This window comes from Escherichia sp. WS33, from assembly GCF_046486385.1.
In the GTDB taxonomy this organism is placed as follows: Bacteria; Pseudomonadota; Gammaproteobacteria; order Enterobacterales; family Enterobacteriaceae; genus ECMA0423.
In genome coordinates, this window is the sequence record NZ_JBJQLJ010000017.1 from 1 (window position 1) to 23,956 (window position 23,956).

General features: G+C 52.1%; 25 protein-coding genes. 8 read left to right on the forward strand and 17 right to left on the reverse strand.

The features are described 5' to 3' along the window. Nucleotides 1-138 precede the first annotated feature (138 nt). The 10 genes from hybG to yghX all read right to left on the reverse strand — a co-directional run bounded on the left by hybG (nt 139) and on the right by yghX (nt 8,166). The gene (gene hybG, locus ACJHXA_RS14670; RefSeq protein ID WP_000334896.1) at nt 139-387 is read right to left on the reverse strand and encodes a hydrogenase maturation factor HybG; all 249 of its coding nucleotides are present in this window, start codon (nt 385-387) and stop codon (nt 139-141) included. A gap of 12 nt (nt 388-399) precedes the next feature. Then, entirely contained in the window at nt 400-741 is a 342-nt protein-coding gene (gene hypA, locus ACJHXA_RS14675) for a hydrogenase maturation nickel metallochaperone HypA (RefSeq protein ID WP_000544952.1), read from the reverse strand. Further along, a complete protein-coding gene (hybE, locus tag ACJHXA_RS14680) occupies nt 734-1,222 on the reverse strand; it encodes a hydrogenase-2 assembly chaperone (protein WP_000134014.1) in 489 nt (162 codons plus the stop codon). Before hybE ends, hypA begins: the two co-directional genes overlap by 8 nt. Next, nucleotides 1,215-1,709: a HyaD/HybD family hydrogenase maturation endopeptidase gene (locus ACJHXA_RS14685; RefSeq protein ID WP_001221953.1), complete on the reverse strand. Its 495-nt coding sequence runs from the start codon at nt 1,707-1,709 to the stop codon at nt 1,215-1,217. Before ACJHXA_RS14685 ends, hybE begins: the two co-directional genes overlap by 8 nt. After that, nucleotides 1,709-3,412: a hydrogenase 2 large subunit gene (gene hybC / locus ACJHXA_RS14690; RefSeq protein WP_000083065.1), complete on the reverse strand. Its 1,704-nt coding sequence runs from the start codon at nt 3,410-3,412 to the stop codon at nt 1,709-1,711. Before hybC ends, ACJHXA_RS14685 begins: the two co-directional genes overlap by 1 nt. Then, complete coding sequence (gene hybB, locus ACJHXA_RS14695; protein WP_000017703.1) at nt 3,409-4,587, reverse strand: Ni/Fe-hydrogenase cytochrome b subunit; 1,179 nt, start codon at nt 4,585-4,587, stop codon at nt 3,409-3,411. The genes hybC and hybB overlap by 4 nt, the downstream gene beginning before the upstream one ends. Next, nucleotides 4,577-5,563, reverse strand: coding sequence for a hydrogenase 2 operon protein HybA (gene hybA, locus ACJHXA_RS14700; RefSeq protein WP_001081870.1), 987 nt, complete (start codon nt 5,561-5,563; stop codon nt 4,577-4,579). Before hybA ends, hybB begins: the two co-directional genes overlap by 11 nt. A gap of 2 nt (nt 5,564-5,565) precedes the next feature. After that, the gene (hybO, locus tag ACJHXA_RS14705) at nt 5,566-6,684 is read right to left on the reverse strand and encodes a hydrogenase 2 small subunit (RefSeq protein ID WP_000145410.1); all 1,119 of its coding nucleotides are present in this window, start codon (nt 6,682-6,684) and stop codon (nt 5,566-5,568) included. Between the two features lie 188 nt (nt 6,685-6,872). Then, complete coding sequence (gene yghW / locus ACJHXA_RS14710; protein ID WP_001059136.1) at nt 6,873-7,160, reverse strand: DUF2623 family protein YghW; 288 nt, start codon at nt 7,158-7,160, stop codon at nt 6,873-6,875. 118 nt (nt 7,161-7,278) lie between these two features. After that, nucleotides 7,279-8,166 (reverse strand): YghX family hydrolase, encoded by an 888-nt coding sequence (yghX, locus tag ACJHXA_RS14715; protein WP_001297303.1) that lies wholly within the window; start codon nt 8,164-8,166, stop codon nt 7,279-7,281. 156 nt (nt 8,167-8,322) lie between these two features. On the opposite strand from yghX, the gene gpr reads away from it, so the two are divergent. After that, a complete protein-coding gene (gene gpr / locus ACJHXA_RS14720; protein WP_000262156.1) occupies nt 8,323-9,363 on the forward strand; it encodes an L-glyceraldehyde 3-phosphate reductase in 1,041 nt (346 codons plus the stop codon). Nucleotides 9,364-9,402: 39 nt separating this feature from the next. Here the strand turns inward: gpr and ACJHXA_RS14725 are convergent, their stop codons facing one another. Further along, on the reverse strand, nt 9,403-9,897 hold the full coding sequence (locus ACJHXA_RS14725; protein ID WP_000439331.1) for a TIGR00645 family protein: 495 nt from the start codon (nt 9,895-9,897) through the stop codon (nt 9,403-9,405). 190 nt (nt 9,898-10,087) lie between these two features. On the opposite strand from ACJHXA_RS14725, the gene yghA reads away from it, so the two are divergent. Then, a complete protein-coding gene (gene yghA / locus ACJHXA_RS14730; protein WP_000018760.1) occupies nt 10,088-10,972 on the forward strand; it encodes an NADP(+)-dependent aldehyde reductase in 885 nt (294 codons plus the stop codon). A 271-nt stretch (nt 10,973-11,243) separates the two neighbouring features. On the opposite strand, the gene exbD is transcribed toward yghA, so the two are convergent. Further along, entirely contained in the window at nt 11,244-11,669 is a 426-nt protein-coding gene (gene exbD, locus ACJHXA_RS14735) for a TonB system transport protein ExbD (protein WP_001240712.1), read from the reverse strand. 6 nt (nt 11,670-11,675) lie between these two features. Then, complete coding sequence (gene exbB, locus ACJHXA_RS14740; protein WP_000527844.1) at nt 11,676-12,410, reverse strand: tol-pal system-associated acyl-CoA thioesterase; 735 nt, start codon at nt 12,408-12,410, stop codon at nt 11,676-11,678. 251 nt (nt 12,411-12,661) lie between these two features. On the opposite strand from exbB, the gene metC reads away from it, so the two are divergent. Together metC and yghB are read left to right on the forward strand one after the other, a co-directional pair. After that, nucleotides 12,662-13,849, forward strand: a complete 1,188-nt coding sequence (metC, locus tag ACJHXA_RS14745; RefSeq protein WP_001315867.1) for a cystathionine beta-lyase — start codon at nt 12,662-12,664, stop codon at nt 13,847-13,849. Nucleotides 13,850-13,988: 139 nt separating this feature from the next. After that, nucleotides 13,989-14,648, forward strand: a complete 660-nt coding sequence (yghB, locus tag ACJHXA_RS14750; RefSeq protein ID WP_000268419.1) for a DedA family general envelope maintenance protein YghB — start codon at nt 13,989-13,991, stop codon at nt 14,646-14,648. Between the two features lie 39 nt (nt 14,649-14,687). Here the strand turns inward: yghB and yqhC are convergent, their stop codons facing one another. Next, complete coding sequence (yqhC, locus tag ACJHXA_RS14755) at nt 14,688-15,587, reverse strand: DNA-binding transcriptional regulator YqhC (RefSeq protein WP_001298382.1); 900 nt, start codon at nt 15,585-15,587, stop codon at nt 14,688-14,690. Between the two features lie 193 nt (nt 15,588-15,780). Between yqhC and yqhD the strand changes: the two genes are divergently transcribed. The 4 genes from yqhD (at nt 15,781) to yqhH (ending at nt 19,310) form a co-directional block, all read left to right on the forward strand. After that, on the forward strand, nt 15,781-16,944 hold the full coding sequence (gene yqhD / locus ACJHXA_RS14760; RefSeq protein ID WP_001058813.1) for an alcohol dehydrogenase: 1,164 nt from the start codon (nt 15,781-15,783) through the stop codon (nt 16,942-16,944). Between the two features lie 104 nt (nt 16,945-17,048). Further along, nucleotides 17,049-17,876, forward strand: coding sequence for a 2,5-didehydrogluconate reductase DkgA (gene dkgA, locus ACJHXA_RS14765; RefSeq protein WP_001533557.1), 828 nt, complete (start codon nt 17,049-17,051; stop codon nt 17,874-17,876). A gap of 199 nt (nt 17,877-18,075) precedes the next feature. After that, nucleotides 18,076-19,002 carry a YbjP/YqhG family protein gene (locus ACJHXA_RS14770; RefSeq protein WP_000691598.1) on the forward strand — a complete coding sequence of 309 codons (927 nt, stop codon included), beginning with the start codon at nt 18,076-18,078 and terminating at the stop codon, nt 19,000-19,002. Between the two features lie 50 nt (nt 19,003-19,052). Further along, the gene (gene yqhH / locus ACJHXA_RS14775) at nt 19,053-19,310 is read left to right on the forward strand and encodes a lipoprotein YqhH (RefSeq protein WP_000848528.1); all 258 of its coding nucleotides are present in this window, start codon (nt 19,053-19,055) and stop codon (nt 19,308-19,310) included. Between the two features lie 42 nt (nt 19,311-19,352). Here yqhH and ACJHXA_RS14780 read toward each other — a convergent pair whose 3' ends face one another. The 3 genes from ACJHXA_RS14780 to plsC all read right to left on the reverse strand — a co-directional run bounded on the left by ACJHXA_RS14780 (nt 19,353) and on the right by plsC (nt 23,907). Continuing rightward, nucleotides 19,353-21,572, reverse strand: a complete 2,220-nt coding sequence (locus tag ACJHXA_RS14780) for a YgiQ family radical SAM protein (protein WP_000095187.1) — start codon at nt 21,570-21,572, stop codon at nt 19,353-19,355. A 110-nt stretch (nt 21,573-21,682) separates the two neighbouring features. After that, nucleotides 21,683-23,095: a cell division protein FtsP gene (gene ftsP, locus ACJHXA_RS14785; protein ID WP_000059395.1), complete on the reverse strand. Its 1,413-nt coding sequence runs from the start codon at nt 23,093-23,095 to the stop codon at nt 21,683-21,685. A gap of 74 nt (nt 23,096-23,169) precedes the next feature. Beyond that, nucleotides 23,170-23,907 (reverse strand): 1-acylglycerol-3-phosphate O-acyltransferase, encoded by a 738-nt coding sequence (gene plsC / locus ACJHXA_RS14790; protein WP_000965712.1) that lies wholly within the window; start codon nt 23,905-23,907, stop codon nt 23,170-23,172. Between the last annotated feature and the right edge of the window lie 49 nt (nt 23,908-23,956).

Below are 23,956 nucleotides of genomic sequence, written 5' to 3' on the forward strand. Positions count from 1 at the left end.
ATCCGGTAGCGGCGTAAAAATCGCGGAAGGGATGAAAAAAACAGCGCCTGACGGCGCTGTGTCTGGCATGCCTGCAATCCGGGAAACCGGACCAGGAAAAAACTTGCAGGCCATAACAGTATCTACGAAAGCTAATCATCACGCGCTGGTAATGTCGTAATCCATTTGGCGCAGTGCGTCTAATGTGGCTTTGGCTTCATCTTCGTCGATGATGCTCATGGCAAATCCGACGTGTACCAGCACCCACTGGCCCAGCAGATCGGCAGGGTTACCTTCACAAATCAGGGCGATATTCACGTCGCGCTTGATACCACATACTTCAACCTGCGCAAGCTGGTGAATATCTTCACCGACAGCCAGCACCTGGCCTGGAACGCCAATACACATTATTAACTCCGGTTATTCAACTTCAATACTTTTGACGATCAGCGAATCGCCGGTATCGACACGCAACCGCTCGCCATGACAGATCGGACACTGCGCATCGTGCTGATGAATCTCCACCACCTGGCTGCAATCCCAGCACCAGGCCTGGGCGGGTTTATAGACGATATGTAAATCGCACCCTTGCGCCACCGTTCCGTGGCAGACAATTTCAAAACTAAAACGGACGGCGCTCTCCTCAACGCAGGAGAGCGCGCCAATTTCCAGCCACACGGCGGTGACGCGCTTAACATCGTGCTGCTCCGCCTGCCGTTGGATAATTTCAACGGCGCTCTGGCAAAGCGACAACTCATGCATTTTCGCCACTCCTGCGACCAAACAGCAGGGCGCGACGCCCTGCGTGTGGTACATCCGGATTCGTGACTGGCAGCGAAAGGATCATTCGTGCGCAGTCATCCGTCAGGCGTTGGCCCTCTTCAATCGACATACTGTGCGAAAGCGGTGACATCAGCGAACAGGAGAGGTATTGCGAAACACCGTCCAGTTCGCCAACGGTAAAGGTCATGGTGCCATACGGCAGTTGCAGACCAATTTTTTCACTCACTTTGCGCAGCGGCCAGAGTTGATCCGGGCCGGGGAAGATAACTGCACTCAGCATCCACGGGGTGATCACACACCCCGTCCACTGACCTTCGAACAGCGTAAAATCAGAAACATACACCGGCATTGAAGGATGCAGAAAAGAGAGATCGTGCATCGAACGCCGGGCAATTTCTTCAAACGCTGCCTGTACTTGCGCCTTCGGGGAGGTCTGGAAACCTGCTATCTCTTCAGTCATGAATCGCCTCCCGTGGGATGGCTTCCACGCCTGATTCGCGCAGCGCAGCCAGAACCTGCTCAAGCGCAGGTTCAATCATTGCTTCAACCGTCGGCGTTAAGCCGATGTGTGGCTCCAGCGATTCCGGGATCACGCCGACCAGGGTCAGCTTTTTCGGAAACTCGCCGGTGAAGCGCAGGGCCGACAAGACGTCGGCCAGGCCAAGCTGATGCGGAGAGATTTTGTTGGTAAACAACGCCGGAACTTCTTCATCCCGCAGGATCATCATCGTTCCCGGCGCGCTCTTCTTCGACACAATGGCATCCGCAATAATCAGATGATCGCGATTTGCCATGTCGCCAAGCAGCTCCATTCCCGCCGTGCCGCCATCGAGGATCTCAACATAATCCGGCAGAATGTATCGTTGCTCTAACGCTTCGACAATCCGCACACCGATGGCTTCATCGGTCAGCAAAATATTGCCGACCCCTAAGACTAAAATACGCATTACAGAACCTTCACTGAAACCACTTCGTTGCCGTCGGCATCCACTACGTGTACCGCACAGGCCATGCACGGGTCGAAGGAGTGAATGGTACGCACCACTTCCAGCGGTTTATTCGGATCAGCAACCGGTGTACCCACCAGCGACTGCTCGTAAGGACCGACGTCATCATTGAAGTTACGCGGACCAGAGTTCCAGGTTGATGGAACAACTGCCTGGTAGTTGCTGATGATACCGTCTTTGATCACCATCCAGTGAGAGAGCATACCGCGCGGCGCTTCGAGGAAGCCAACACCTTTGAACTCACCCGTTGCCGGAATGTTCGGTTTCACAAAGGTGGTGTGATCGCCTTTGCCGATATTGGTGATCAGTGCACTGTATTGGTTTTGCAGGATATCCTGCAATTCACAGCAGTGAACGGTACGACCAATAATACGGCCCAGCGTGGAGTGCAGCTGTGCCACTTCCAGCGTGTTGCCAGTCAGTTTCTGATAAATCGCAACGATTTCATTCAGTTTGTTCTGGGTAGATTCTCGACCTGCCGCCAGTTTCACCAGCATATTAGCCAGCGGCCCCACTTCTACCGTTTTGCCGTAGAAAGTCGGTGATTTCACCCAGGAATATTTCCCGTCGTCAGACCAACCATCATAAGCCGGAATGGTGGTACCTTCCCACGGCGCCTGTGGCGCTTCGTCTTTATACCAGGAGTGCTTCGCGCTTTCCTGAATGCCTTTGATCAGGTATTCATCGGAATGAGAAGTGATCGGACGATACGAGGACAGATCCGCATTCTCAATGTAGCCGCCCGGGAACAGGAAGCTGCCGTTTTTGCTGTCGGTCGGGAATTCCGGCACGCTCAGGTAGTTCACCGCACCTTTACCGCGCGTCAGCCATTCCGGGTAGAACGCGGCGATAACCGCGGTATCAACCTTATAAACCTGCTCAACAAAGTCGCTCAGTTTGTCGATGAAAGACTTGATGTACATCAGGCGCTCAAGGTTCAACACGCCCAACCCGTCGAGGTTGATTGGGTTCGCGACACCACCCACTGCCAGGTTCTGAATGTGCGGCGTTTTACCGCCCAGCAGCGCCACGACGCGGTTAGCGTCACGCTGGCACTCCAGCGCCTGCAGGTAGTGCGCTACCGCAATCAGGTTCACTTCCGGCGGCAGTTTCATCGCCGGGTGACCCCAGTAGCCATTAGCGAAAATACCCAACTGACCGCTGGCAACCAGATCTTTGATCTTGTTCTGAACTTTAGTGAACTCTTCCGGACTGTTCAGATGCCAGGTCGAAACGCCTTTCAGCATTTCGGAGGCTTTGGTTGGGTCAGCTTGCAGTGCAGAAGTGATGTCCACCCAGTCCAGCGCCGAAAGCTGATAGAAATGAACGATATGGTCATGCGTGGTGTGCGCAGCCAGAATGATGTTACGGATGTATTGCGCGTTAACCGGAACGTCGATATTCAGCGCACTTTCTGCCGCACGAACGGAAGACAGCGCGTGAGTGGTAGTACATACGCCACAGATACGTTGCACAATCATCCATGCATCGCGCGGATCGCGGTTTTTCACGATCTCTTCCATGCCGCGCCACATGGTACCGGAAGCCCATGCTTTCGAAACGACGCCATTTTCGATTTCGCAATCGATGCGTAAATGCCCCTCAATACGGGTTACCGGATCAATAGTAATTCTCTGGCTCATGCTTTGCTCGCCTCATGACGATTATGATCGTTTTGTTTTAAAGGAGGAAGTATCGGCAGTAGACGAATGAGTACGATGTAAGCGCAAATCTCAATAGCCACAAAACCAATAGAAATCAACAGTTCTTCCCAGGTCGGGAAGTAGGCGTAACCGCCGCCCGGGTTGAATGCCACCAGCGAATAGGTCAGACGCCAGGTTGCACAACCTAACAGTGCGCTCAGTGCTGACAGGAACAGCATGCGGGAATCATTACGCAGCTTCGCCACACGCAGAACGACCAGCGGGAAGAGCATCAGCAGGACTTCAATCCAGAACATCACGGAGTAGAAGTCACCGGCAAACGCTAACGACAGCTTGTCGCGATAGATAAGCTCGCCAAAGCGCAGCACGATGAAAATCGCCAGCAACACACTGATGGTGTTGGTCAGCTTAACAAACAGACTCTTTTCATCCGGACCGTTGCCACGCAGACCCGCCTGCACCAGCGAACCTTCAAAGATGACAATCGAGAAGCCCATGATGAACGCCGTCAGCAGCGAGAACAGCGGCAACATTTCATAGCTCTGCCACAACGGATGCACCTTGTAGCCCGCCGAGATCATCAGCGACCCCATTGAAGACTGGTGCATGGTCGGCAGCAGCGCACCGAGCGCGATGATGAAGAACATCACCTTGTTTAGTCGCTGTAGCGACACCTTCCACCCCAGACGTTCAAACAGTGCCGGAGCAAACTCCAGTGCCATCACGCCGATATAGATGGTCATACAGACCGCCGTCTCGAACAGTACCGAGTTCACGTTGAAGTGACCCGGAATGTAGAAGTACGGCAGGTTCCAGTAGCGACCCACGTCGATAGTGATCGACAAGCCACCCAGTGAGTAACCAAACAGACTCGCCAACAGCGCCGGACGCACCAGCGGATGGTATTGCCCACGGTTAAAGACGTATACCGCCCACGCCAGCGCCCAGCCGCCACAGGCAAAGCCGGTGCCAATCAGCAGGTCAAACGCGATCCACACGCCCCACGGGAAGCCGCCGTTCAGGTCAGAGACAGAGCCCAGACCGAACACCAGACGCTTCACAATCAGGAGCATACAGATGACGATTAACGGTCCAAAAATCATGACCGGTTTACTGATGATTTTGCCGCCCAGCGGTTGTGGATCATGACTCATGATCGTCTCCTCCGTCGTGATGGTCGTTTTTGGTGTTGCGACGAACCAGCACGGTTAAGCCCGCCAGCACAGCCAGTGGTAGCATCATGCCTTTATACAGGGTGTGTTGAATATTTTCGGAACGCGCACCGGTAGAAAGATCGTCCAGTTTCGGCAGGTCGAGATTTTCATAAGGCACACCCGTCAGTACCAGAACCTGAGTACCGCCGCCCTCTTTCTCGCCGTACAGATGCGGATAATATTTCGGCACCGTATGCAGGTAAGTGTCGCCAGATTTCAGCGTCTGACGCGGATAGTGGTATTCGCTGCCAGGCTTCAGCGCCAGACGTTTTTTCGCCTCCGCCATCAGCTCTTCACGCGTACCAAAAATTACCGCGCCCGCCGGGCACACTTCTACGCAGCCAGGCAAACCGCCTTTATCGAGACGTTCCACACCTTTCTGGTTGCACAACTCGCACTTATGCAGCGCACCAAACGGGTTGTTGTAGTCGTACTTCGGCACGTTGTATGGGCAGGCGACCATGCAGTAACGGCAACCGGTGCACACATCTTTGTCGTAATGGACAATGCCGGTTTTCGGATCTTTTTTCAGCGCAGAGACCGGGCACACAGAGACACAGTTCGGATCGACGCAGTGCATACACTGTTTCTTAATGTACGCGTAGCCGTTCTCCTCCTGGTCTTTGTTGACCCCTGTGCCGCTGGTCCACACCTGAATGATGTTATTGGTATACGGCGACAGTTTGTCGTTGTTCGACCAGGTCTGTTCCCCTTGCGGGTTACGTTCAGGGAAGTTGATATCCTGACACTTGGTGACGCAAGCCTGGCAGCCTACGCACAAGGTCGAGTCGTACAACATCCCCAGCGATCCCGGAATTGGCGGGCGGTTTTCAGCAGCCGCATGACTGACAGACGGCAGCGCGCCCGTCAGCAATGCCCCGCAGGAGGCTGCTTTAATAAAATTACGTCTGTTCACGGTTATTCTCCCCGTGAGTCAGCGTTATCTTTCTTTTGCTGACGACCCAGTTCACGCACCGCCATCACGCTGACACCGGCAACCAGCCCAACCACACCGCCGAGCAAACCAATAGCGCCTGCAGAGACGTTGCCGCCCTCTTTAGCGTTAACATCCGGTTTCTGTGAACGCGGAGTCTGATTTTCGACGTTGGCAAGCTGATGGATGCCTTTATGGAAGCCGATACCTTCTTCGTTACAGCCATAGCATGGGTGACCAATCGCTACCGGCCACACGCCGCCAACATCGCAGAATTGCAGCGTTGAGCAGTTGCCGTAAGTTTCTGGCCCTTTACAGCCGAGGTGGTACAGGCACCAGCCTTCACGGTGGCCTTCATCACCGAACTCTTTGGCAAAACGACCAGCATCGAAGTGCGGGCGACGTTCGCAGTGTTCGTGAATCAGACGGCCATAGGCGAAGGTCGGACGATTTTTGTCATCCAGTTTCGGCGGTTTGCCGTAAGTGATGATGTGCGCAACGGTCGCGAGGAAGTTGTGCGGGTTCGGCGGGCAGCCCGGAATATTGATAACGGTTTTGCCTGGCAGAACTTCTTGCAGGCTGACTGCGCCAGTTGGGTTAACTCCAGCTGCGGCAACACCGCCCCACGCAGAGCAGGAACCGATAGCGATAATCGCTGCTGCGCCTTCTGCCGCTTTGCGGATGTGATCCACAATCGGCTCACCAGCAACCATGCAATAAATACCGTTATCTTTTAATGGGATGGAACCATCCACAACCAACACATACTGCCCTTTGTACTTCTCAAGTGCGTTATGTTTGTTCTCTTCGACCTGATGACCGAAGGCGGCGGAAAGCACTTCGTGATACTCCAGAGAGATAGTCTCCAGCACGAGGTTTTCTACCGTTGGATGCGTTGCACGAAGCAGAGATTCCGTACAACCGGTGCACTCCTGCGCGCCAATCCAGATAACTGGCGGACGCTGCGGGTTAGTAACCGATTCGGCCATCTCTGCAGCGGCTTTGCTACTTAACCCCATGGTGGCGGCTAATGCTGCACAAAGCTTCATGAAATCACGACGGTTAATGCCGTGAGAATGGATGAGGGTGTTATCTCCAGTCATTTATAGTTATTCCGTTGCGAAGACCTGGCATATATTTTGCCTCAATCGCAAAATCAATAATGCGATCGATGCGCCATTTACCACACATTTATTATGGTTATCGATATCATGATACTGCGGCGGGGCGCTAAAACGAAGGGAAGAAGCATTAGTGTAATTAATTAAAGCAAGATAATACGTATGTTTGATCAATTTTCGAGGCGATAACCGGCCATAAAAAAGCGCAACGTAGAACAGGAATTATTCTCACGAAAGAAATCCATTACCATCTCTTTATCCAGTCCATAGCGGCGCGTCAGAATACCCGCTTCCCAGGCGCTAAGCTGGCGATCTCCGGTCTTTTCGTACATCCGGTGTGAGTAGCCTAATACAAAACCGCGTTTATAATCGGCACAGAATTTTGTCACATTAACCGCACTGTCGGCATGCGTTGCTTTTAATCCCGCCATTAAGCCTTTACCAAAATGGTTATTCATCGTTCACCTCATTCGTTATATATCGCCATATATAGCGATATTTTAGGCAAAGAACGACTTTTGCGCACGCTATTTTTTCATGCTTGTTTAAGACGTAATCCAGTAAGAGATAAACCTATCAGGAGAGATATTTATCGAACCATTTCAGTGTCCTTTGCCAGGCAAGATCGGCGGCAGATTTGTCATAACGGGGCGTGGAATCATTATGGAATCCGTGATTAACCCCCGGATAGATATACGCCTCATAAACCTTATTATTGGCTTTCAACGCCGCCTCGTAAGCAGGCCAGCCCTCGTTGATTCGGGTGTCCAGTTCCGCGAAGTGGAGTAGTAAAGGCGCTTCAATCTTCGCCACATCGGCAGTGGGTGCCTGACGACCATAAAACGGCACCGCGCAGGCCAGTTCCGGATACGCGACAGCCGCCGCGTTCGATACGCCACCGCCATAGCAAAATCCGGTAATACCCACTTTGCCTGCCGCTTGCGGATAGCGTTGCATAAACTCAATTGCGGCAAAGAAATCATTCATCAGTTTGGTTGGATCAACCTGCTGTTGCAGCTCACGACCTTTATCATCATTTCCCGGATAACCTCCAACGGAACTTAAGCCGTCAGGTGCCAGGGCGATATACCCCGCCTTCGCCACTCGCCGTGCCACATCTTCGATATACGGATTCAGTCCACGATTCTCATGCACCACTACCACGGCTGGCGTTTTGCCGCTCATTTTTGCGGGTTTCACCAGATAACCCCGTACCTCGCCGTGACCATTTGGCGAAGGATACGTGATGTACTCAGCAACAATCTCCGGGTCGGTAAACTCTACCTGAGTCGCCAGCGCATAATTTGGCTTGAGCAAATCAAACAACGCTAATGCCGTCATCCCGCCCACCGCATACTTCGCCGCAAGGTTGAGGAACTCACGTTTCGAGATTTTCCCGTGAGCGTAATAGTCGTAGTAATCCAACAACTCTTGTGGGAAATCTTTGGCGGTTAAACGCGGCATCGTTGCACTCCTCAACTGGTGTTTTTTTAAGCAAAGCATAAGCACGTGTTTTTGCCCAGTTTTTCGTCACTCTGTGAGCCAGACTACGGGATACGCGCTGGCGAATCGCTAAACTAGAAACATTGTTTCGAAATTGAACGGTGGAAAGGAGAGGTCATGGTCTGGTTAGCGAATCCCGAACGTTACGGGCAGATGCAATACCGCTATTGCGGAAAAAGCGGTTTACGCCTGCCCGCGTTATCGCTCGGTTTATGGCACAATTTCGGTCACGTTAACGCGCTGGAATCACAGCGTGCGATCCTGCGTAAAGCGTTTGATTTGGGCATTACGCACTTTGATTTAGCCAACAATTACGGGCCGCCTCCAGGAAGCGCAGAAGAGAACTTTGGTCGCCTGCTGCGGGAGGATTTTGCCGCTTATCGCGATGAACTGATTATCTCTACCAAGGCTGGCTACGATATGTGGCCCGGCCCTTACGGCTCTGGCGGTTCACGTAAATACCTGCTCGCCAGCCTCGACCAAAGCCTGAAGCGTATGGGGCTTGAGTATGTCGATATCTTTTACTCTCATCGCGTCGATGAAAATACGCCGATGGAAGAAACCGCCTCTGCGCTGGCTCATGCGGTACAAAGCGGTAAGGCGCTGTATGTCGGGATCTCCTCTTACTCGCCAGAGCGGACGCAAAAAATGGTCGAGTTGCTGCACGAGTGGAAAATTCCGCTTTTAATTCATCAACCTTCGTACAATTTACTGAACCGCTGGGTGGATAAAAGCGGCCTGCTGGATACCCTGCAAAATAACGGCGTGGGCTGTATTGCCTTTACTCCTCTGGCTCAGGGATTGCTGACCGGAAAATATCTCAACGGCATTCCGCAAGATTCACGGATGTATCGTGAAGGGAATAAAGTTCGTGGTCTGACACCGAAAATGCTTACCGAAGCCAACCTCAACAGCCTGCGCTTATTGAATGAAATGGCACAGCAGCGTGGACAATCAATGGCGCAAATGGCGTTAAGTTGGTTGCTGAAAGATGAGCGAGTGACGTCGGTATTGATTGGTGCCAGCCGCGCGGAGCAACTTGAGGAGAACGTGCAGGCGCTGAATAATCTGACATTTAGCACCGAGGAGCTGGCGCAGATTGATCAGCATATCGCCGATGGCGAGCTGAATCTGTGGCAGGCGTCGTCCGATAAATGACCTGTTAATAACGGGCGCGCGAACCGCGCCCGAATCAGATCAGTGATTATGACGAGTCAGTCGGTCAAGATAGCCCATCACAAATGCAGAAAGCACAAACGTCAGATGGATAATGACGTACCACATCAGTTTGTTATCCGGGACATTTTTCGCATCCATAAAGACGCGCAGTAGGTGAATGGAAGAAATTGCCACAATCGACGCTGCTACTTTGTTTTTCAGCGACGTTGCGTCCATTTTCCCCAGCCAGTTCAGCTTCTCTTTGTTCTCGGAGATATCCAGCTGTGAGACGAAATTCTCATAACCGGAAAACATCACCATCACCAGCAAACCGCCAACCAGCGTCATATCCACCAGCGACAGCAACACGAGGATCAAATCTGATTCCGCCATCGAGAAGATATTCGGCAGTACGTGAATAATCTCCTGGAAGAACTTCAGCGCCAGGGCAACTAACGCCAGCGAAAGGCCAAAGTACACGGGGGCAAGCAGCCAGCGAGAAGCATACATTGCATTTTCAAGAAAACGTTCCATACATTCCTGTCGTGTAGTTAAAACGGGCAACAGTATATCGCAATTGAGTAAACAGCACGCAACAGCAAATCAACATATACGTTAAACCTTTGTCGCATAATTCTGAGGTTTAGGGATCTTCCTGGTTCCCTTATCAACGCATCGAGAGCGTCTACCCTTAAAGGACGTTGAACCTGAAGGGAGAAAAACGATGTCTCATTTAAAAGACCCGACCACGCAGTATTACACTGGTGAATATCCCAAACAGAAACAACCGACGCCAGGCATCCAGGCGAAGATGACACCGGTACCGGATTGCGGCGAGAAAACCTATGTTGGTAGCGGTCGCCTGAAAGATCGTAAAGCACTGGTGACAGGGGGCGATTCCGGAATAGGTCGCGCTGCCGCCATCGCTTACGCGCGTGAAGGGGCTGACGTGGCGATCAGTTATCTTCCCGTGGAAGAAGAAGACGCTCAGGATGTGAAAAAGATCATTGAAGAATGCGGACGCAAAGCCGTTCTGCTGCCAGGCGATTTAAGCGATGAGAAATTCGCCCGTTCGCTGGTTCACGAAGCGCATAAGGCGTTAGGCGGGCTGGATATTATGGCGCTGGTCGCCGGGAAACAGGTTGCCATTCCGGATATTGCAGACCTCACCAGCGAACAGTTTCAAAAGACCTTTGCCATTAACGTTTTCGCGCTGTTCTGGCTAACCCAGGAAGCGATCCCCCTGCTACCGAAAGGTGCAAGTATCATCACCACTTCGTCAATCCAGGCATACCAGCCAAGTCCGCATTTACTGGACTATGCGGCTACGAAGGCGGCGATTCTGAACTACAGCCGTGGCCTGGCAAAACAGGTCGCGGAGAAAGGTATTCGGGTGAATATTGTCGCGCCAGGCCCGATCTGGACAGCACTGCAAATTTCCGGCGGACAAACGCAGGATAAGATCCCGCAGTTTGGTCAGCAAACGCCGATGAAGCGTGCGGGGCAACCGGCGGAACTGGCCCCTGTATATGTTTATCTGGCAAGTCAGGAGTCGAGCTACGTCACCGCAGAAGTGCACGGTGTGTGCGGCGGCGAGCATTTAGGTTAAAAAAATGCCCGGTTGTGAAAAGCAACCGGGCATCATTGTGAATTCACTCTTACCTGATGTGGCGAAAACGCCTTATCCGCCTACAAACGCATGAAGATTCAACATGTTGCAATAGATTTTGTAGGCCTGATAAGCGTAGCGCATCAGGCATTGAGCACCTAATGCCGGATGCGTCGTGAACGCCTTATCCGGCCTACAAACGCACGAAGATTCAACCTGTTGCAATAGATTTTGTAGGCCTGATGAGCGTAGCGCATCAGGCAATTCTACTTTACTTCGCTTTGGCGGTTTCTTCGCCGACCAGACCTATCTTCAGGTAACCCGCCTGATGCAGCGTATCCATTACCTTCATCAACGTCTCGTAATCGACGGTTTTGTCCGCTCGGAAGAAGATGGTGGTGTCTTTCTTGCCTTCGGTTAACGCATTCAACGCCGTAATCATTGTTTCATCGGTGACCGGATCGTTACCGATAAACATCGAGTTGTCTGCCTTCACCGACAGATAAACCGGTTTTTCCGGGCGCGGCTGCGGCGTGCTGGTAGAAGCAGGCAAGTTCACCTTCACATCTACCGTCGCTAACGGTGCCGCCACCATAAAGATAATCAGCAGAACCAACATCACGTCGATAAACGGCGTCACGTTGATATCATGCATTTCGCCGTTATCGTCGAGGTTTTCGTTAAGATGCATTGCCATCGGATATTATCCTGCGCGTAATTTTTGTGCGACACGAACCGGATGCGCAGCGGCGCTGGCTTCCAGATCCAGGTCACGGCTTTGCAGCAACAATACCTGCGCTGCAACATCACCCAGCATCGCTTTAAAGCCGCCAATCTGGCGTGCAAATACGTTATAGATAACGACCGCAGGAATCGCTGCCACGAGGCCGATTGCCGTTGCTAACAGAGCTTCTGCGATACCCGGCGCAACGACTGCCAGGTTAGTGGTCTGCGTTTGCGCGATACCAATAAAGCTGTTCATGATGCCCCAGACCGTACCAAACAGACCAACGAACGGAGAAATCGCGCCGATGGTTGCCAGATAGCCGTTACCGCGGCCCATTTGACGACCCACTGCGGCGACCCGACGCTCCAGACGGAAGCTGGTACGTTCTTTAATACCTTCGTTATCGTCGCTGCCTTCTGACAGTTCCAGCTCATTCTGCGCTTCATTGAGCAAATGCAGGCTTAAGCTTTTGCTACCAAAATCAGCGGCGATATCGTTGGCCTGGTTTAAGGAACGCGCTTCAGCCAGCAGTTGCTGCTCGCGCTTAAGGCGACGCTTCTGATTGAAGAACTCTACGCTCTTACTGAAGAAGATTGCCCAAGTGACTACGGAGGCCAAAATAAGCCCAATCATCACGCACTTAACGACAATATCGGCGTGCTGATACATACCCCAGACGGAAAGGTCCGTCTGCATTAAATTATTACCCACTGTGTATCTCCAGGACGCAAGTCACAAAATCTGCGCATAATAATATCAAAATGACGTCGAATTGATAGTCGTTCTCATTACTATTTGCATACTGCCGTACCTTTGCTTTCTTTTCCTTGCGTTTACGCAGTAAAAAAGTCACCAGCACGCCATTTGCGAAAATTTTCTGCTTTATGCCAATTCTTCAGGATGCGCCCGCGAATATTCATGCTAGTTTAGACATCCAGACGTATAAAAACAGGAATCCCGACATGGCGGACAAAAAGCTTGATACTCAACTGGTGAATGCAGGACGCAGCAAAAAATACACTCTCGGCGCGGTAAATAGCGTGATTCAGCGCGCTTCTTCGCTGGTCTTTGACAGTGTGGAAGCCAAAAAGCACGCGACGCGCAATCGCGCCAATGGCGAGTTGTTCTATGGACGGCGCGGAACGTTAACCCATTTCTCCTTACAACAAGCGATGTGTGAACTGGAAGGTGGCGCAGGCTGCGCGCTATTTCCCTGCGGGGCGGCAGCGGTTGCTAATTCCATTCTTGCTTTTGTCGAACAGGGCGATCATGTGTTGATGACCAACACCGCCTATGAACCGAGTCAGGATTTCTGTAGCAAAATCCTCAGCAAACTGGGCGTAACGACATCGTGGTTTGATCCGCTGATTGGTGCCGATATCGTTAAGCATCTGCAGCCAAACACTAAAATCGTGTTTCTGGAATCGCCAGGCTCCATCACCATGGAAGTCCACGACGTTCCGGCGATTGTTGCCGCCGTGCGCAGTGTGGTCCCGGATGCCATCATTATGATCGACAACACCTGGGCAGCCGGTGTGCTGTTTAAGGCGCTGGATTTTGGCATCGATGTTTCCATTCAGGCCGCTACCAAATATCTGGTTGGGCATTCAGATGCGATGATTGGCACTGCCGTGTGCAATGCCCGTTGCTGGGAGCAGCTGCGGGAGAATGCCTATCTGATGGGCCAGATGGTCGATGCCGATACCGCCTATATAACCAGCCGTGGCCTGCGCACATTAGGTGTGCGTTTGCGTCAACATCATGAAAGCAGTCTGAAAGTGGCTGAATGGCTGGCAGAACATCCGCAAGTTGCGCGAGTTAACCACCCTGCTCTGCCTGGCAGTAAAGGCCACGAATTCTGGAAACGAGACTTTACAGGCAGCAGCGGGCTATTTTCCTTTGTGCTTAAGAAAAAACTCAGTAATGAAGAGCTGGCGAACTATCTGGATAGCTTCAGTTTATTCAGCATGGCCTACTCGTGGGGCGGGTATGAATCGTTGATCCTGGCAAATCAACCAGAACATATCGCCGCCATTCGCCCACAAGGCGAGATCGATTTTAGCGGGACCTTGATTCGCCTGCATATTGGTCTGGAAGATGTCGACGATCTGATTGCCGATCTGGACGCCGGTTTTGCGCGGATTGTATAACATTGCCACTTTTGGACAATTTTGCAGACATTTTATTGTGAAAAGTCTTAAATTGTTGCGTCCGGGATCAAGGCGTCCCGGACGATTCAGGAGTACAATAGGCAAATAAAGGCTTAAACGCTGTTCCACAGGAAAGTCCATGGCTGTTATTCAAGATATCATCGCTGCGCTCTGGCAACACGACTTTGCCGCGCTGGCGGATCCTCATATTGTTAGCGTTGTTTACTTTGTCATGTTTGCCACGCTGTTTTTAGAAAACGGCCTGCTGCCCGCCTCATTTTTGCCAGGCGACAGCTTGTTGATACTGGCAGGCGCATTGATTGCCCAGGGGGTTATGGATTTTCTGCCTACGATTGCGATTCTGACCGCCGCAGCAAGTCTGGGCTGCTGGCTAAGTTATATTCAGGGGCGCTGGTTAGGGAATACCAAAACGGTGAAAGGCTGGCTGGCACAGCTTCCTGCTAAATATCACCAGCGCGCCACCTGCATGTTTGACCGCCACGGTCTGCTGGCGCTGCTGGCTGGACGTTTTCTTGCATTTGTCCGTACGCTGCTGCCAACCATGGCGGGAATTTCCGGTCTGCCAAACCGCCGTTTCCAGTTTTTCAACTGGTTAAGCGGATTGCTGTGGGTCAGCGTGGTAACCAGTTTCGGCTATGCCTTAAGTATGATTCCGTTCGTTAAACGCCATGAAGATCAGGTAATGACGTTCCTGATGATCCTGCCAATTGCCTTGTTAACCGCTGGCTTGTTAGGCACGCTGTTTGTGGTGATTAAAAAAAAATACTGTAACGCCTGACGATTTTCCCTGTTCCCGGTTGCTGTACCGGGAACGTATTTAATTCCCCTGCATCGCCCGCATTCTTGCCGCATCTTCCCCCGGCGTCACACCGAAGTAACGTTTAAACTCACGGCTAAATTGCGATGCGCTTTCATAGCCGACGCGCATCGCTGCTGCGCTGGCCTTCATGCCGTCATGGATGATCATCATCCGCGCCTTATGCAGACGGTAATTCTTCAAATACTGCAACGGCGAGGTACTGGTGACAGACTTAAAATTATGGTGGAACGCCGATACGCTCATGTTGGCTTCTGCCGCCAGTTGCTCGACGCTCAGGTTTTCGGTGTATTTATTCTCAATCCGTTTCAGCACGCGGCTAATCAGACTGAAGTGAGTCTGGCGACTGACCAGCGCCAGTAACGCGCCGCCGCAAGGTCCGGTCAGCACGTAGTACAGAATTTCGCGGATGATCTGTTTGCCGAGAATACGCGCATCCAGTGGTCGCTCCATCACGTCGAGTAACCGCTCCGCCGCGCATAAAATCTCTTCTGATAACGTGGCGGAGTTAATCCCGCTGGCTGCCATCGACGGCTGGAAATGCTCATCTTCGCCAATGTCCATCAACAGTTCCTGTAACTGCAAAATATCGACATTGAGACGCAACCCTGCCAGCGGCACCTCTGACGTGGCATAGGTTTCGCACTCAAACGGCAACGGCACCGTCAGCAGCAGGTATTCATTGGCATCATAACGAAACACGCGTTCATTGATATAACCGATTTTATGCCCGGAAAAGAGAATTATGATGCCAGGCTCGTACATCACCGGTGTACGTGCGAAAGGCGTCTCGCCATACAACAAACGCACATCGGGCAACAGTTCTGACAAACTATTTTCTTTATTTTTCAGTTTATTAACTTTATCCGCCAGCAAGCGGCAAATCTCTTCACGTTTCATATCGCGTAATTTCTTAGGAATAATGCGGCAATTTGATTGTGCGCAATTTTGTAGCATTTCTCCAGCACTCTGGAGAAATAGGCAAGACATTGGCAGAAATGAGCATTGAGAGCCAGGGCGCTGGCGATCACAATGAAAAACATCAGGCAGATCGTTCTCTGCCCTCATATTGGCCCAGCAAAGGGAGCAAGTAATGAACAACTTTAATCTGCACACCCCAACCCGCATTCTGTTTGGTAAAGGCGCAATCGCTGGTTTACGCGAACAAATTCCTCACGATGCTCGCGTATTGATTACCTACGGTGGCGGCAGCGTGAAAAAAACCGGCGTTCTCGATCAAGTTCTGGATGCCCTGAAAGGCATGGACGTGCTGGAATTTGGCGGTATTGAGCCAAACCCGGCTTATGAAACGCTGATGAACGCCGTGAAACTGGTTCGCGAACAGAAAGTGACTTTCCTGCTGGCGGTTGGCGGCGGTTCTGTACTGGACGGCACCAAATTTATCGCCGCAGCGGCTAACTATCCGGAAAATATCGATCCGTGGCACATTCTGCAAACGGGCGGTAAAGAGATTAAAAGCGCCATCCCGATGGGCTGTGTGCTGACGCTGCCAGCAACCGGTTCAGAATCCAACGCAGGCGCGGTGATCTCCCGTAAAACCACAGGCGACAAGCAGGCGTTCCATTCTGCCCATGTTCAGCCGGTATTTGCCGTGCTCGATCCGGTTTATACCTACACCCTGCCGCCGCGTCAGGTGGCTAACGGCGTAGTGGACGCCTTTGTACACACCGTGGAACAGTATGTTACCAAACCGGTTGATGCCAAAATTCAGGACCGTTTCGCAGAAGGCATTTTGCTGACGCTGATCGAAGATGGTCCGAAAGCCCTGAAAGAGCCAGAAAACTACGATGTGCGCGCCAACGTCATGTGGGGGGCGACGCAGGCGCTGAACGGTTTGATTGGCGCTGGCGTACCGCAGGACTGGGCAACGCATATGCTGGGCCACGAACTGACTGCGATGCACGGTCTGGATCACGCGCAAACACTGGCTATCGTCCTGCCTGCACTGTGGAATGAAAAACGCGAGACCAAGCGCGCTAAGCTGCTGCAATATGCTGAACGCGTCTGGAACATCACTGAAGGTTCCGATGATGAGCGTATTGACGCCGCGATTGCCGCAACCCGCAATTTCTTTGAGCAATTAGGCGTGCCGACCCACCTCTCCGACTACGGTCTGGACGGCAGCTCCATCCCGGCTTTGCTGAAAAAACTGGAAGAGCACGGCATGACCCAACTGGGCGAAAATCATGACATTACGTTGGATGTCAGCCGCCGTATATACGAAGCCGCCCGCTAAGCTTTTTACACCTCAAACTTTCGTTTTCGGGCATTTCGTCCAGACTTAAGTTCACAACACCTCACCGGAGCCTGCTCCGGTGAGTTCATATAAAGGAGGAACGTATGGCTAATCCAACCGTTATTAAGCTACAGGATGGCAATGTCATGCCCCAGCTGGGACTGGGCGTCTGGCAAGCAAGTAATGAGGAAGTAATCACCGCCATTCAAAAAGCGTTAGAAGTGGGTTATCGCTCGATTGATACCGCCGCGGCCTACAAGAACGAAGAAGGTGTCGGCAAAGCCCTGAAAAATGCCTCAGTCAACAGAGAAGAACTGTTCATCACCACTAAGCTGTGGAACGACGACCACAAGCGCCCCCGCGAAGCCCTGCTCGACAGCCTGAAAAAACTCCAGCTTGATTATATCGACCTCTACTTAATGCACTGGCCCGTTCCCGCTATCGACCATTATGTCGAAGCATGGAAAGGCATGATCGAATTGCAAAAAGAGGGATTAATCAAAAGCATCGGCGTGTGCAACTTCCAGATCCATCACCTGCAACGCCTGATTGATGAAACTGGCGTGACGCCTGTGATAAACCAGATCGAACTTCATCCGCTGATGCAACAACGCCAGCTACACGCCTGGAACGCGACACACAAAATCCAGACCGAATCCTGGAGCCCATTAGCGCAAGGAGGGAAAGGCATTTTCGATCAGAAAGTCATTCGCGATCTGGCAGATAAATACGGCAAAACCCCGGCGCAGATTGTTATCCGCTGGCATCTGGATAGCGGCCTGGTGGTGATCCCGAAATCGGTCACACCTTCACGTATTGCCGAAAACTTTGATGTCTGGGATTTCCGTCTCGACAAAGACGAACTCGGCGAAATTGCAAAACTCGATCAGGGCAAGCGTCTCGGTCCCGATCCTGACCAGTTCGGCGGCTAACATGCAAATTCTCCCGGTGGCGGTAATGTTCCGCTACCGGACTTTTCAGAAATCATTTATTCCCCTCGCGTCCCGCCCGTTGTTACTCTTCCTTGTTCAGGAATGCCAAATATAAGGACATCATCATGCAGAGCCGGAAGCTCTTAAAAGAACAACTCATCTATATCCGGGATAAACGCAACGGAGAGGTGAAAAACAGATGAAAATAATACTTCTGTTTTTAGCAGCCCTGGCAAGTTTTACCGTACACGCACAGCCCCCCTCACTGACCGTAGAACAAACAGTCCGGCATATTTATCAGAACTATAAATCAGATGCCACTGCCCCTTATTTTGGTGAAACCGGAGAGCGGGCGATAACTTCTGCGCGTATTCAACAGGCGCTTACCCTGAACGACAATCTTACGCTGCCGGGCAATATTGGCTGGCTGGATTATGATCCGGTTTGTGATTGTCAGGATTTTGGCGATCTGGTGCTAGAAAGCGTTGCGATAACCCAAACTGACGCCGATCATGCCGATGCCGTTGTGCGCTTTCGTATCTTTAAAGATGATAAAGAAAAGACCACGCAGACACTGAAAATGGTGGCGGAAAATGGTCGTTGGGTCATTGACGATATTGTCAGCAATCATGGCAGCGTCTTACAAGCAGTTAATAGCGAGAATGAAAAAACGCTGGCCGCTTTAGCTTCGTTGCAAAAAGAACAGCCGGAAGCCTTTGTTGCCGAACTCTTTGAACATATTGCTGATTATAGCTGGCCGTGGACGTGGGTGGTTTCCGACTCTTACCGCCAGGCGGTTAATGCCTTCTATAAAACCACCTTCAAGACGGCCAATAATCCCGATGAAGATATGCAAATAGAACGGCAATTTATTTACGACAATCCGATCTGTTTTGGCGAAGAGTCGCTATTTTCACGCGTTGATGAAATTCGAGTCCTGGAGAAAACCGCCGATTCCGCCCGCATTCATGTTCGTTTTACGCTGACCAATGGCAACAACGAAGAGCAAGAACTGGTTTTACAGCGGCGCGAAGGCAAGTGGGAAATCGCTGATTTTATCCGCCCGAACAGCGGCAGCCTACTTAAGCAGATTGAGGCAAAAACCGCCGCCAGATTAAAGCAATGAGCTGAATTAAATAACAATTAGCCGGAACAATAAATAAAAGGGAACACTATATGAAAACGATTTTCACCGTGGGAGCTGTTGTTCTGGCAACCTGCTTGCTCAGTGGCTGCGTCAATGAGCAAAAGGTCAATCAGCTGGCGAGCAATGTGCAAACATTAAATGCCAAAATCGCCCGGCTTGAGCAGGATATGAAAGCACTACGCCCACAAATCTATGCTGCCAAATCCGAAGCTAACAGAGCCAATACGCGTCTTGATGCTCAGGACTATTTTGATTGCCTGCGCTGCTTGCGTATGTACGCAGAATGATAAAAAAATCCCCGGCAGCATGTCAGTTGCCGGGGATTTTTTTTAACGTCCAACCGCCGCTTTAGGGCGTTTCTTCGCACCAGCATTCACCGGACGAGATTGCGTAGACGACGCTTTTTTTGCCGTAGCAGGCGTCTGACGCTGGGTCGCCATCGGCGTATGTTTCGTCAACGCCGGACGGGTATTGCGGTTCTGGCGACGAGCTTCACGCATCTCTTCAATGGTTGGCGCAGGCACTAAGCAATCGCGACGGCTGCCAATCAGATGCTTTTTGCCCATCGCTTCCAGCGCCTGGCGGATTAACGGCCAGTTTGCCGGATCGTGGTAACGCAACAACGCTTTATGCAAACGACGCTGTTTGTCGCCCTTCGGTACGAAGACGTCTTCGCTCTTATAACCAATCTTCGCCAGCGGGTTTTTCCCGGTGTAATACATGGTGGTTGAGTTCGCCAGCGGCGATGGGTAGAAGTTCTGTACCTGGTCGAGACGGAAACGATGCTTTTTCAGCCACAGCGCCAGATTCACCATATCTTCATCACGCGTACCGGGGTGCGCGGAGATGAAATAGGGGATCAGATACTGCTCTTTACCTGCCTGTTTTGAGTAAGTATCGAACAGCTCTTTAAAGCGGTCATAGCTGCCCATGCCCGGCTTCATCATCTTCGATAACGGCCCTTCTTCGGTATGTTCCGGGGCAATCTTCAGATAACCGCCGACGTGATGGGTCGCCAACTCTTTGATATAGCGCGGATCTTCCACGGCGATGTCATAACGTACGCCTGAGGCGATGAGGATTTTTTTAATGCCTTTCAGATCACGCGCACGGCGATAGAGGTTGATCGTCGGTTCGTGGTTAGTGTCCATGTGCGGACAAATATCCGGATAAACGCACGACAAACGGCGACAAGTTTGTTCAGCGCGTGGCGATTTGCAGCGCAACATATACATGTTGGCAGTTGGCCCACCGAGATCGGAAATCACGCCCGTAAAACCTGGAACGGTGTCGCGGATCGCTTCGATCTCATTAATGATCGAATCTTCCGAACGGCTCTGAATAATGCGCCCTTCGTGCTCGGTAATAGAACAGAAAGAACAGCCGCCAAAGCAGCCGCGCATAATGTTGACCGAAAAACGGATCATTTCGTAAGCCGGAATACGGGCATTGCCATAGGCCGGATGTGGCACGCGCTTGTACGGCAGCGCAAAAACGCTGTCCATCTCTTCGGTAGAAAGCGGGATAGCAGGCGGGTTGATCCACACATAGCGGTCACCGTGTTTTTGCATCAATGCGCGGGCGCAGCCTGGGTTGGTTTCGTGGTGCAGAATGCGCGAAGCATGGGCGTACAGCACTTTATCGCCCTTCACTTTCTCGAAAGAAGGCAGCAACACGTAGGTTTTTTCCCACGGTTTCGGGCGCGGTGGCTGCACGGTTACGGCTTTGGCTTCCTGCTTTTTCGGTGCCACCGGTTTGTTATCCGCGCACGGCAAATCTTCACCATACGGATGCGGGATTGGGTCGATTTTTCCAGGGGTATCAAGACGGGTGGAATCCACGCCGCTCCAGCCAGGCAGCGCCTCTTTCACGATAATCGCGGTATTACGCACATCGCGGATTTCACTAATCGGCTCGCCCATCGCCAGACGGTGCGCCACCTCCACCAGCGGACGCTCACCGTTACCAAACATCAGCATGTCGGCTTTCGAATCCACCAGCACGGAACGGCGCACGGTATCGGACCAGTAATCATAATGTGCGGTACGGCGCAGACTAGCCTCAATACCGCCGAGGATCACCGGTACATCTTTCCACGCCTCTTTACAACGCTGGGTATAAACCAGTGTGGCGCGATCCGGGCGCTTACCCGCGACGTTATCCGGCGTGTAGGCATCGTCATGACGTAAACGGCGATCGGCGGTATAACGGTTTATCATCGAATCCATGTTGCCAGCAGTAACACCGAAAAACAGATTCGGTTTACCCAGACGCATGAAATCGTCTTTGCTGCTCCAGTCTGGCTGGGCGATGATCCCGACGCGAAAGCCCTGTGCTTCCAGCATACGACCGCAAATCGCCATCCCGAAGCTTGGGTGATCGACATACGCGTCGCCAGTAACCAAAATGATGTCGCAGCTATCCCAGCCAAGTTGATCCATCTCTTCACGAGACATCGGCAAAAACGGTGCCGGTCCAAAACAGGCGGCCCAGTACTGCGGCCAGGAGAACAGGTCGCGATCCGGTTGGATCAGGGAGATAGAGCTCATTTTGCTTCCAGAAATGATAAAAAAATAATCAAAGGCCGGGGATTATAAGCCGGAACGAAAGAGAAATCGAAAGGTATTCCATACTCGCCCTCCTCGGGCGAGTATGAAGATTACGGTACCGGATTGACCAAAAGTTGCCCTATCGAGCCACGGTCCGCCATTTCCAGCGTCTGACTGTTGAAGTAGAACGGGAAGTGCGCCCAGGAAGGCTGACCGAAATAAACAAGCAGCTCCACTTGTCCGTCAACCCAAACGGTATCTTTCCAGCCTCTGTCTTCCGGGAACGGCATCGCGCCATTCACGTTACGGATCTGGAACATTACGCCTTCAATATGGAACGCTTGCGGCTCGTCCGCGCGTACCGTCCAGCGTTCCCACGTTCCTTGCTGCGCGGTGACATCAATACGGTTGACGTCCCACAGCTGTCCATTAATACCCGGGTCATCACCCAGACTGATATCGCGACTGCGAATTGGCGAACCAGCCATGATTTCAGTTGGCAGCAAGCGCATCGGAAGACTGTCTGTGACCAGCGGCAGAAGGCCGGTTGGGCGCAGCGTTAGCACCAGGGTAGAAACCAGAATACTGGATGGCTCAAAGAAGCCGCGAATACGATCAACAATGCTCGCCGCTTCGCCACAGGTGATCGACACTTCATCGCCGTTGCTCATATCCACCAGAATCTCGCGGCGCTCGCCCGGTGCCAGCGAAAGTTGCTTCACCGATACAGGAGCAGGCAGGAATCCCTGATCGCCAGAAATCACATGTAACGGGCGACCATCGCTCATCTGTAGTTGATAGCGACGAGAGTTCGACGCGTTCAGCAGTCGCAAGCGCACCCAGCCACGCGAGACTTCAACGTACGGGCTTTGTACACCGTTAACCAGCAGCGTATCACCAACAAAGCCGCCGCTTCCCGGTTCGTTGTATTCTGGCGTACCAAAGTTATCCAGCCGTTTATCCTGGATAATGACCGGAAAATCATCCACACCATAATGGTTGGGGATAGGCAGCGACTTGCTGACTTCATCTTCCACCAGCCACATTCCGGCAAGGCCGTTATAGACCTGCTGAGCCGTGCGGTTGGGAGTATTGGCGTGATACCACAGAGTAGCTGCGTTCTGGCGAATGGGCAGTACGGGTGCCCAGTCAGCGTTTGGCGACATCATCCGTGCCGGACCGCCCATCAGCGGGCCTGGTACCTGTAGCCCGGCCACCGTCATTGAGACATTTTCTGTCAGGCGGTTGCTGTAAATAAGCTTAACATCGTCGCCCTTCCAGACGCGGATAGTCGGCCCCAGGTAACGACCATTGATTCCCCAGACCGACGCGCGTGTCCCTGGCGTAAATGACCAGTGCGCACGTTGTACAGTCATAAACAGCGGTTGCCCACGGCGAGATTCAAGTAGCGGCGGAACGGGTAGCGGTTGCTGTTGCCCGGCTGCGCTGGCCTTCAGGGGAACAGCGCCTGCACAAAGTGCAATCCCCGATGCCTGAATGAACTGACGCCGACTGAGTGACATATTTGCTCCATGTAAAACTGGCTAAAGTAATACCGTGCAGGAAAGTGTTCCCCGCAAAAATACAGATTGCCGACTTAAACTTTTCCGGCGGCTTCGCGTTCTGCGACTTCTTTATCGAGCTCGGCGATTTTTTGTTCCATTATCGAACGACAATGGGCAGCCAGCTCACGAACCTGATCTTTGCCATACTGACTGACGTCAATTGGCGGCAGCATTTCGACAATCACCAGACCGTTGTGCAGTCGATTAAGATTAATCTTATTCGAAGTTGTAGAGACGCACACGGGAATAATCGGGACGCCCGCCGCAATTGCCGCGTGAAATGCTCCAGTCTTGAACGGTAGCAGGCCGCGACCACGGCTGCGGGTTCCTTCCGGGAACATCCAGATGGAAATACGGCGTTTTTTGAAATGATTCACGACTTCCGCAATGGTGCCGTGAGCTTTAGTGCGATTGTTTCTGTCGATCAATAAGTTGCCGGTTAACCAGTACAACTGCCCGAAGAAGGGGATCCACAGCAAGCTCTTTTTACCTACCGTCACCGTCGGCGGTTGCACAATGTTCGATGCTGTCACCATGTCATAGTTGTTCTGGTGGTTAGCGATATAGATAGCATTGCCGTAGCTTTCAGCATCTGCAGGTTTGCGGCACTCAACTTTCAGGCCGAACAGCGGCGCAAGACGGCCAAACATATGCCCAAAGGTGGCCACATGTTTCGGGTTACGCGGGCTGAAAAGGCAGTAAATGGAGCCGAATACACAGACTAAGATGCTGTAAATCACGGTAATAATAAGACGAAAGATATATAGCATAACACCCTCTGAAGGTCTGAGAGACTGGCATTGTACGTCACCTGAAATC

Coding starts and splice junctions, on each gene's coding strand:
- yghA (WP_000018760.1), top strand. CDS start 10,088: ATGTCTCATTTAAAAGACCCGACCACGCAGTATTACACTGGTGAATAT.
- hybG (WP_000334896.1), bottom strand. CDS start 387: ATGTGTATTGGCGTTCCAGGCCAGGTGCTGGCTGTCGGTGAAGATATT.
- yqhH (WP_000848528.1), top strand. CDS start 19,053: ATGAAAACGATTTTCACCGTGGGAGCTGTTGTTCTGGCAACCTGCTTG.
- yghW (WP_001059136.1), bottom strand. CDS start 7,160: ATGAATAACCATTTTGGTAAAGGCTTAATGGCGGGATTAAAAGCAACG.
- hybC (WP_000083065.1), bottom strand. CDS start 3,412: ATGAGCCAGAGAATTACTATTGATCCGGTAACCCGTATTGAGGGGCAT.
- dkgA (WP_001533557.1), top strand. CDS start 17,049: ATGGCTAATCCAACCGTTATTAAGCTACAGGATGGCAATGTCATGCCC.
- ACJHXA_RS14770 (WP_000691598.1), top strand. CDS start 18,076: ATGAAAATAATACTTCTGTTTTTAGCAGCCCTGGCAAGTTTTACCGTA.
- ACJHXA_RS14685 (WP_001221953.1), bottom strand. CDS start 1,709: ATGCGTATTTTAGTCTTAGGGGTCGGCAATATTTTGCTGACCGATGAA.
- exbD (WP_001240712.1), bottom strand. CDS start 11,669: ATGGCAATGCATCTTAACGAAAACCTCGACGATAACGGCGAAATGCAT.
- yghB (WP_000268419.1), top strand. CDS start 13,989: ATGGCTGTTATTCAAGATATCATCGCTGCGCTCTGGCAACACGACTTT.
- hypA (WP_000544952.1), bottom strand. CDS start 741: ATGCATGAGTTGTCGCTTTGCCAGAGCGCCGTTGAAATTATCCAACGG.
- gpr (WP_000262156.1), top strand. CDS start 8,323: ATGGTCTGGTTAGCGAATCCCGAACGTTACGGGCAGATGCAATACCGC.
- yghX (WP_001297303.1), bottom strand. CDS start 8,166: ATGCCGCGTTTAACCGCCAAAGATTTCCCACAAGAGTTGTTGGATTAC.
- yqhC (WP_001298382.1), bottom strand. CDS start 15,587: ATGAAACGTGAAGAGATTTGCCGCTTGCTGGCGGATAAAGTTAATAAA.
- ACJHXA_RS14725 (WP_000439331.1), bottom strand. CDS start 9,897: ATGGAACGTTTTCTTGAAAATGCAATGTATGCTTCTCGCTGGCTGCTT.
- plsC (WP_000965712.1), bottom strand. CDS start 23,907: ATGCTATATATCTTTCGTCTTATTATTACCGTGATTTACAGCATCTTA.
- hybO (WP_000145410.1), bottom strand. CDS start 6,684: ATGACTGGAGATAACACCCTCATCCATTCTCACGGCATTAACCGTCGT.
- hybE (WP_000134014.1), bottom strand. CDS start 1,222: ATGACTGAAGAGATAGCAGGTTTCCAGACCTCCCCGAAGGCGCAAGTA.
- ACJHXA_RS14780 (WP_000095187.1), bottom strand. CDS start 21,572: ATGAGCTCTATCTCCCTGATCCAACCGGATCGCGACCTGTTCTCCTGG.
- yqhD (WP_001058813.1), top strand. CDS start 15,781: ATGAACAACTTTAATCTGCACACCCCAACCCGCATTCTGTTTGGTAAA.
- hybB (WP_000017703.1), bottom strand. CDS start 4,587: ATGAGTCATGATCCACAACCGCTGGGCGGCAAAATCATCAGTAAACCG.
- ftsP (WP_000059395.1), bottom strand. CDS start 23,095: ATGTCACTCAGTCGGCGTCAGTTCATTCAGGCATCGGGGATTGCACTT.
- metC (WP_001315867.1), top strand. CDS start 12,662: ATGGCGGACAAAAAGCTTGATACTCAACTGGTGAATGCAGGACGCAGC.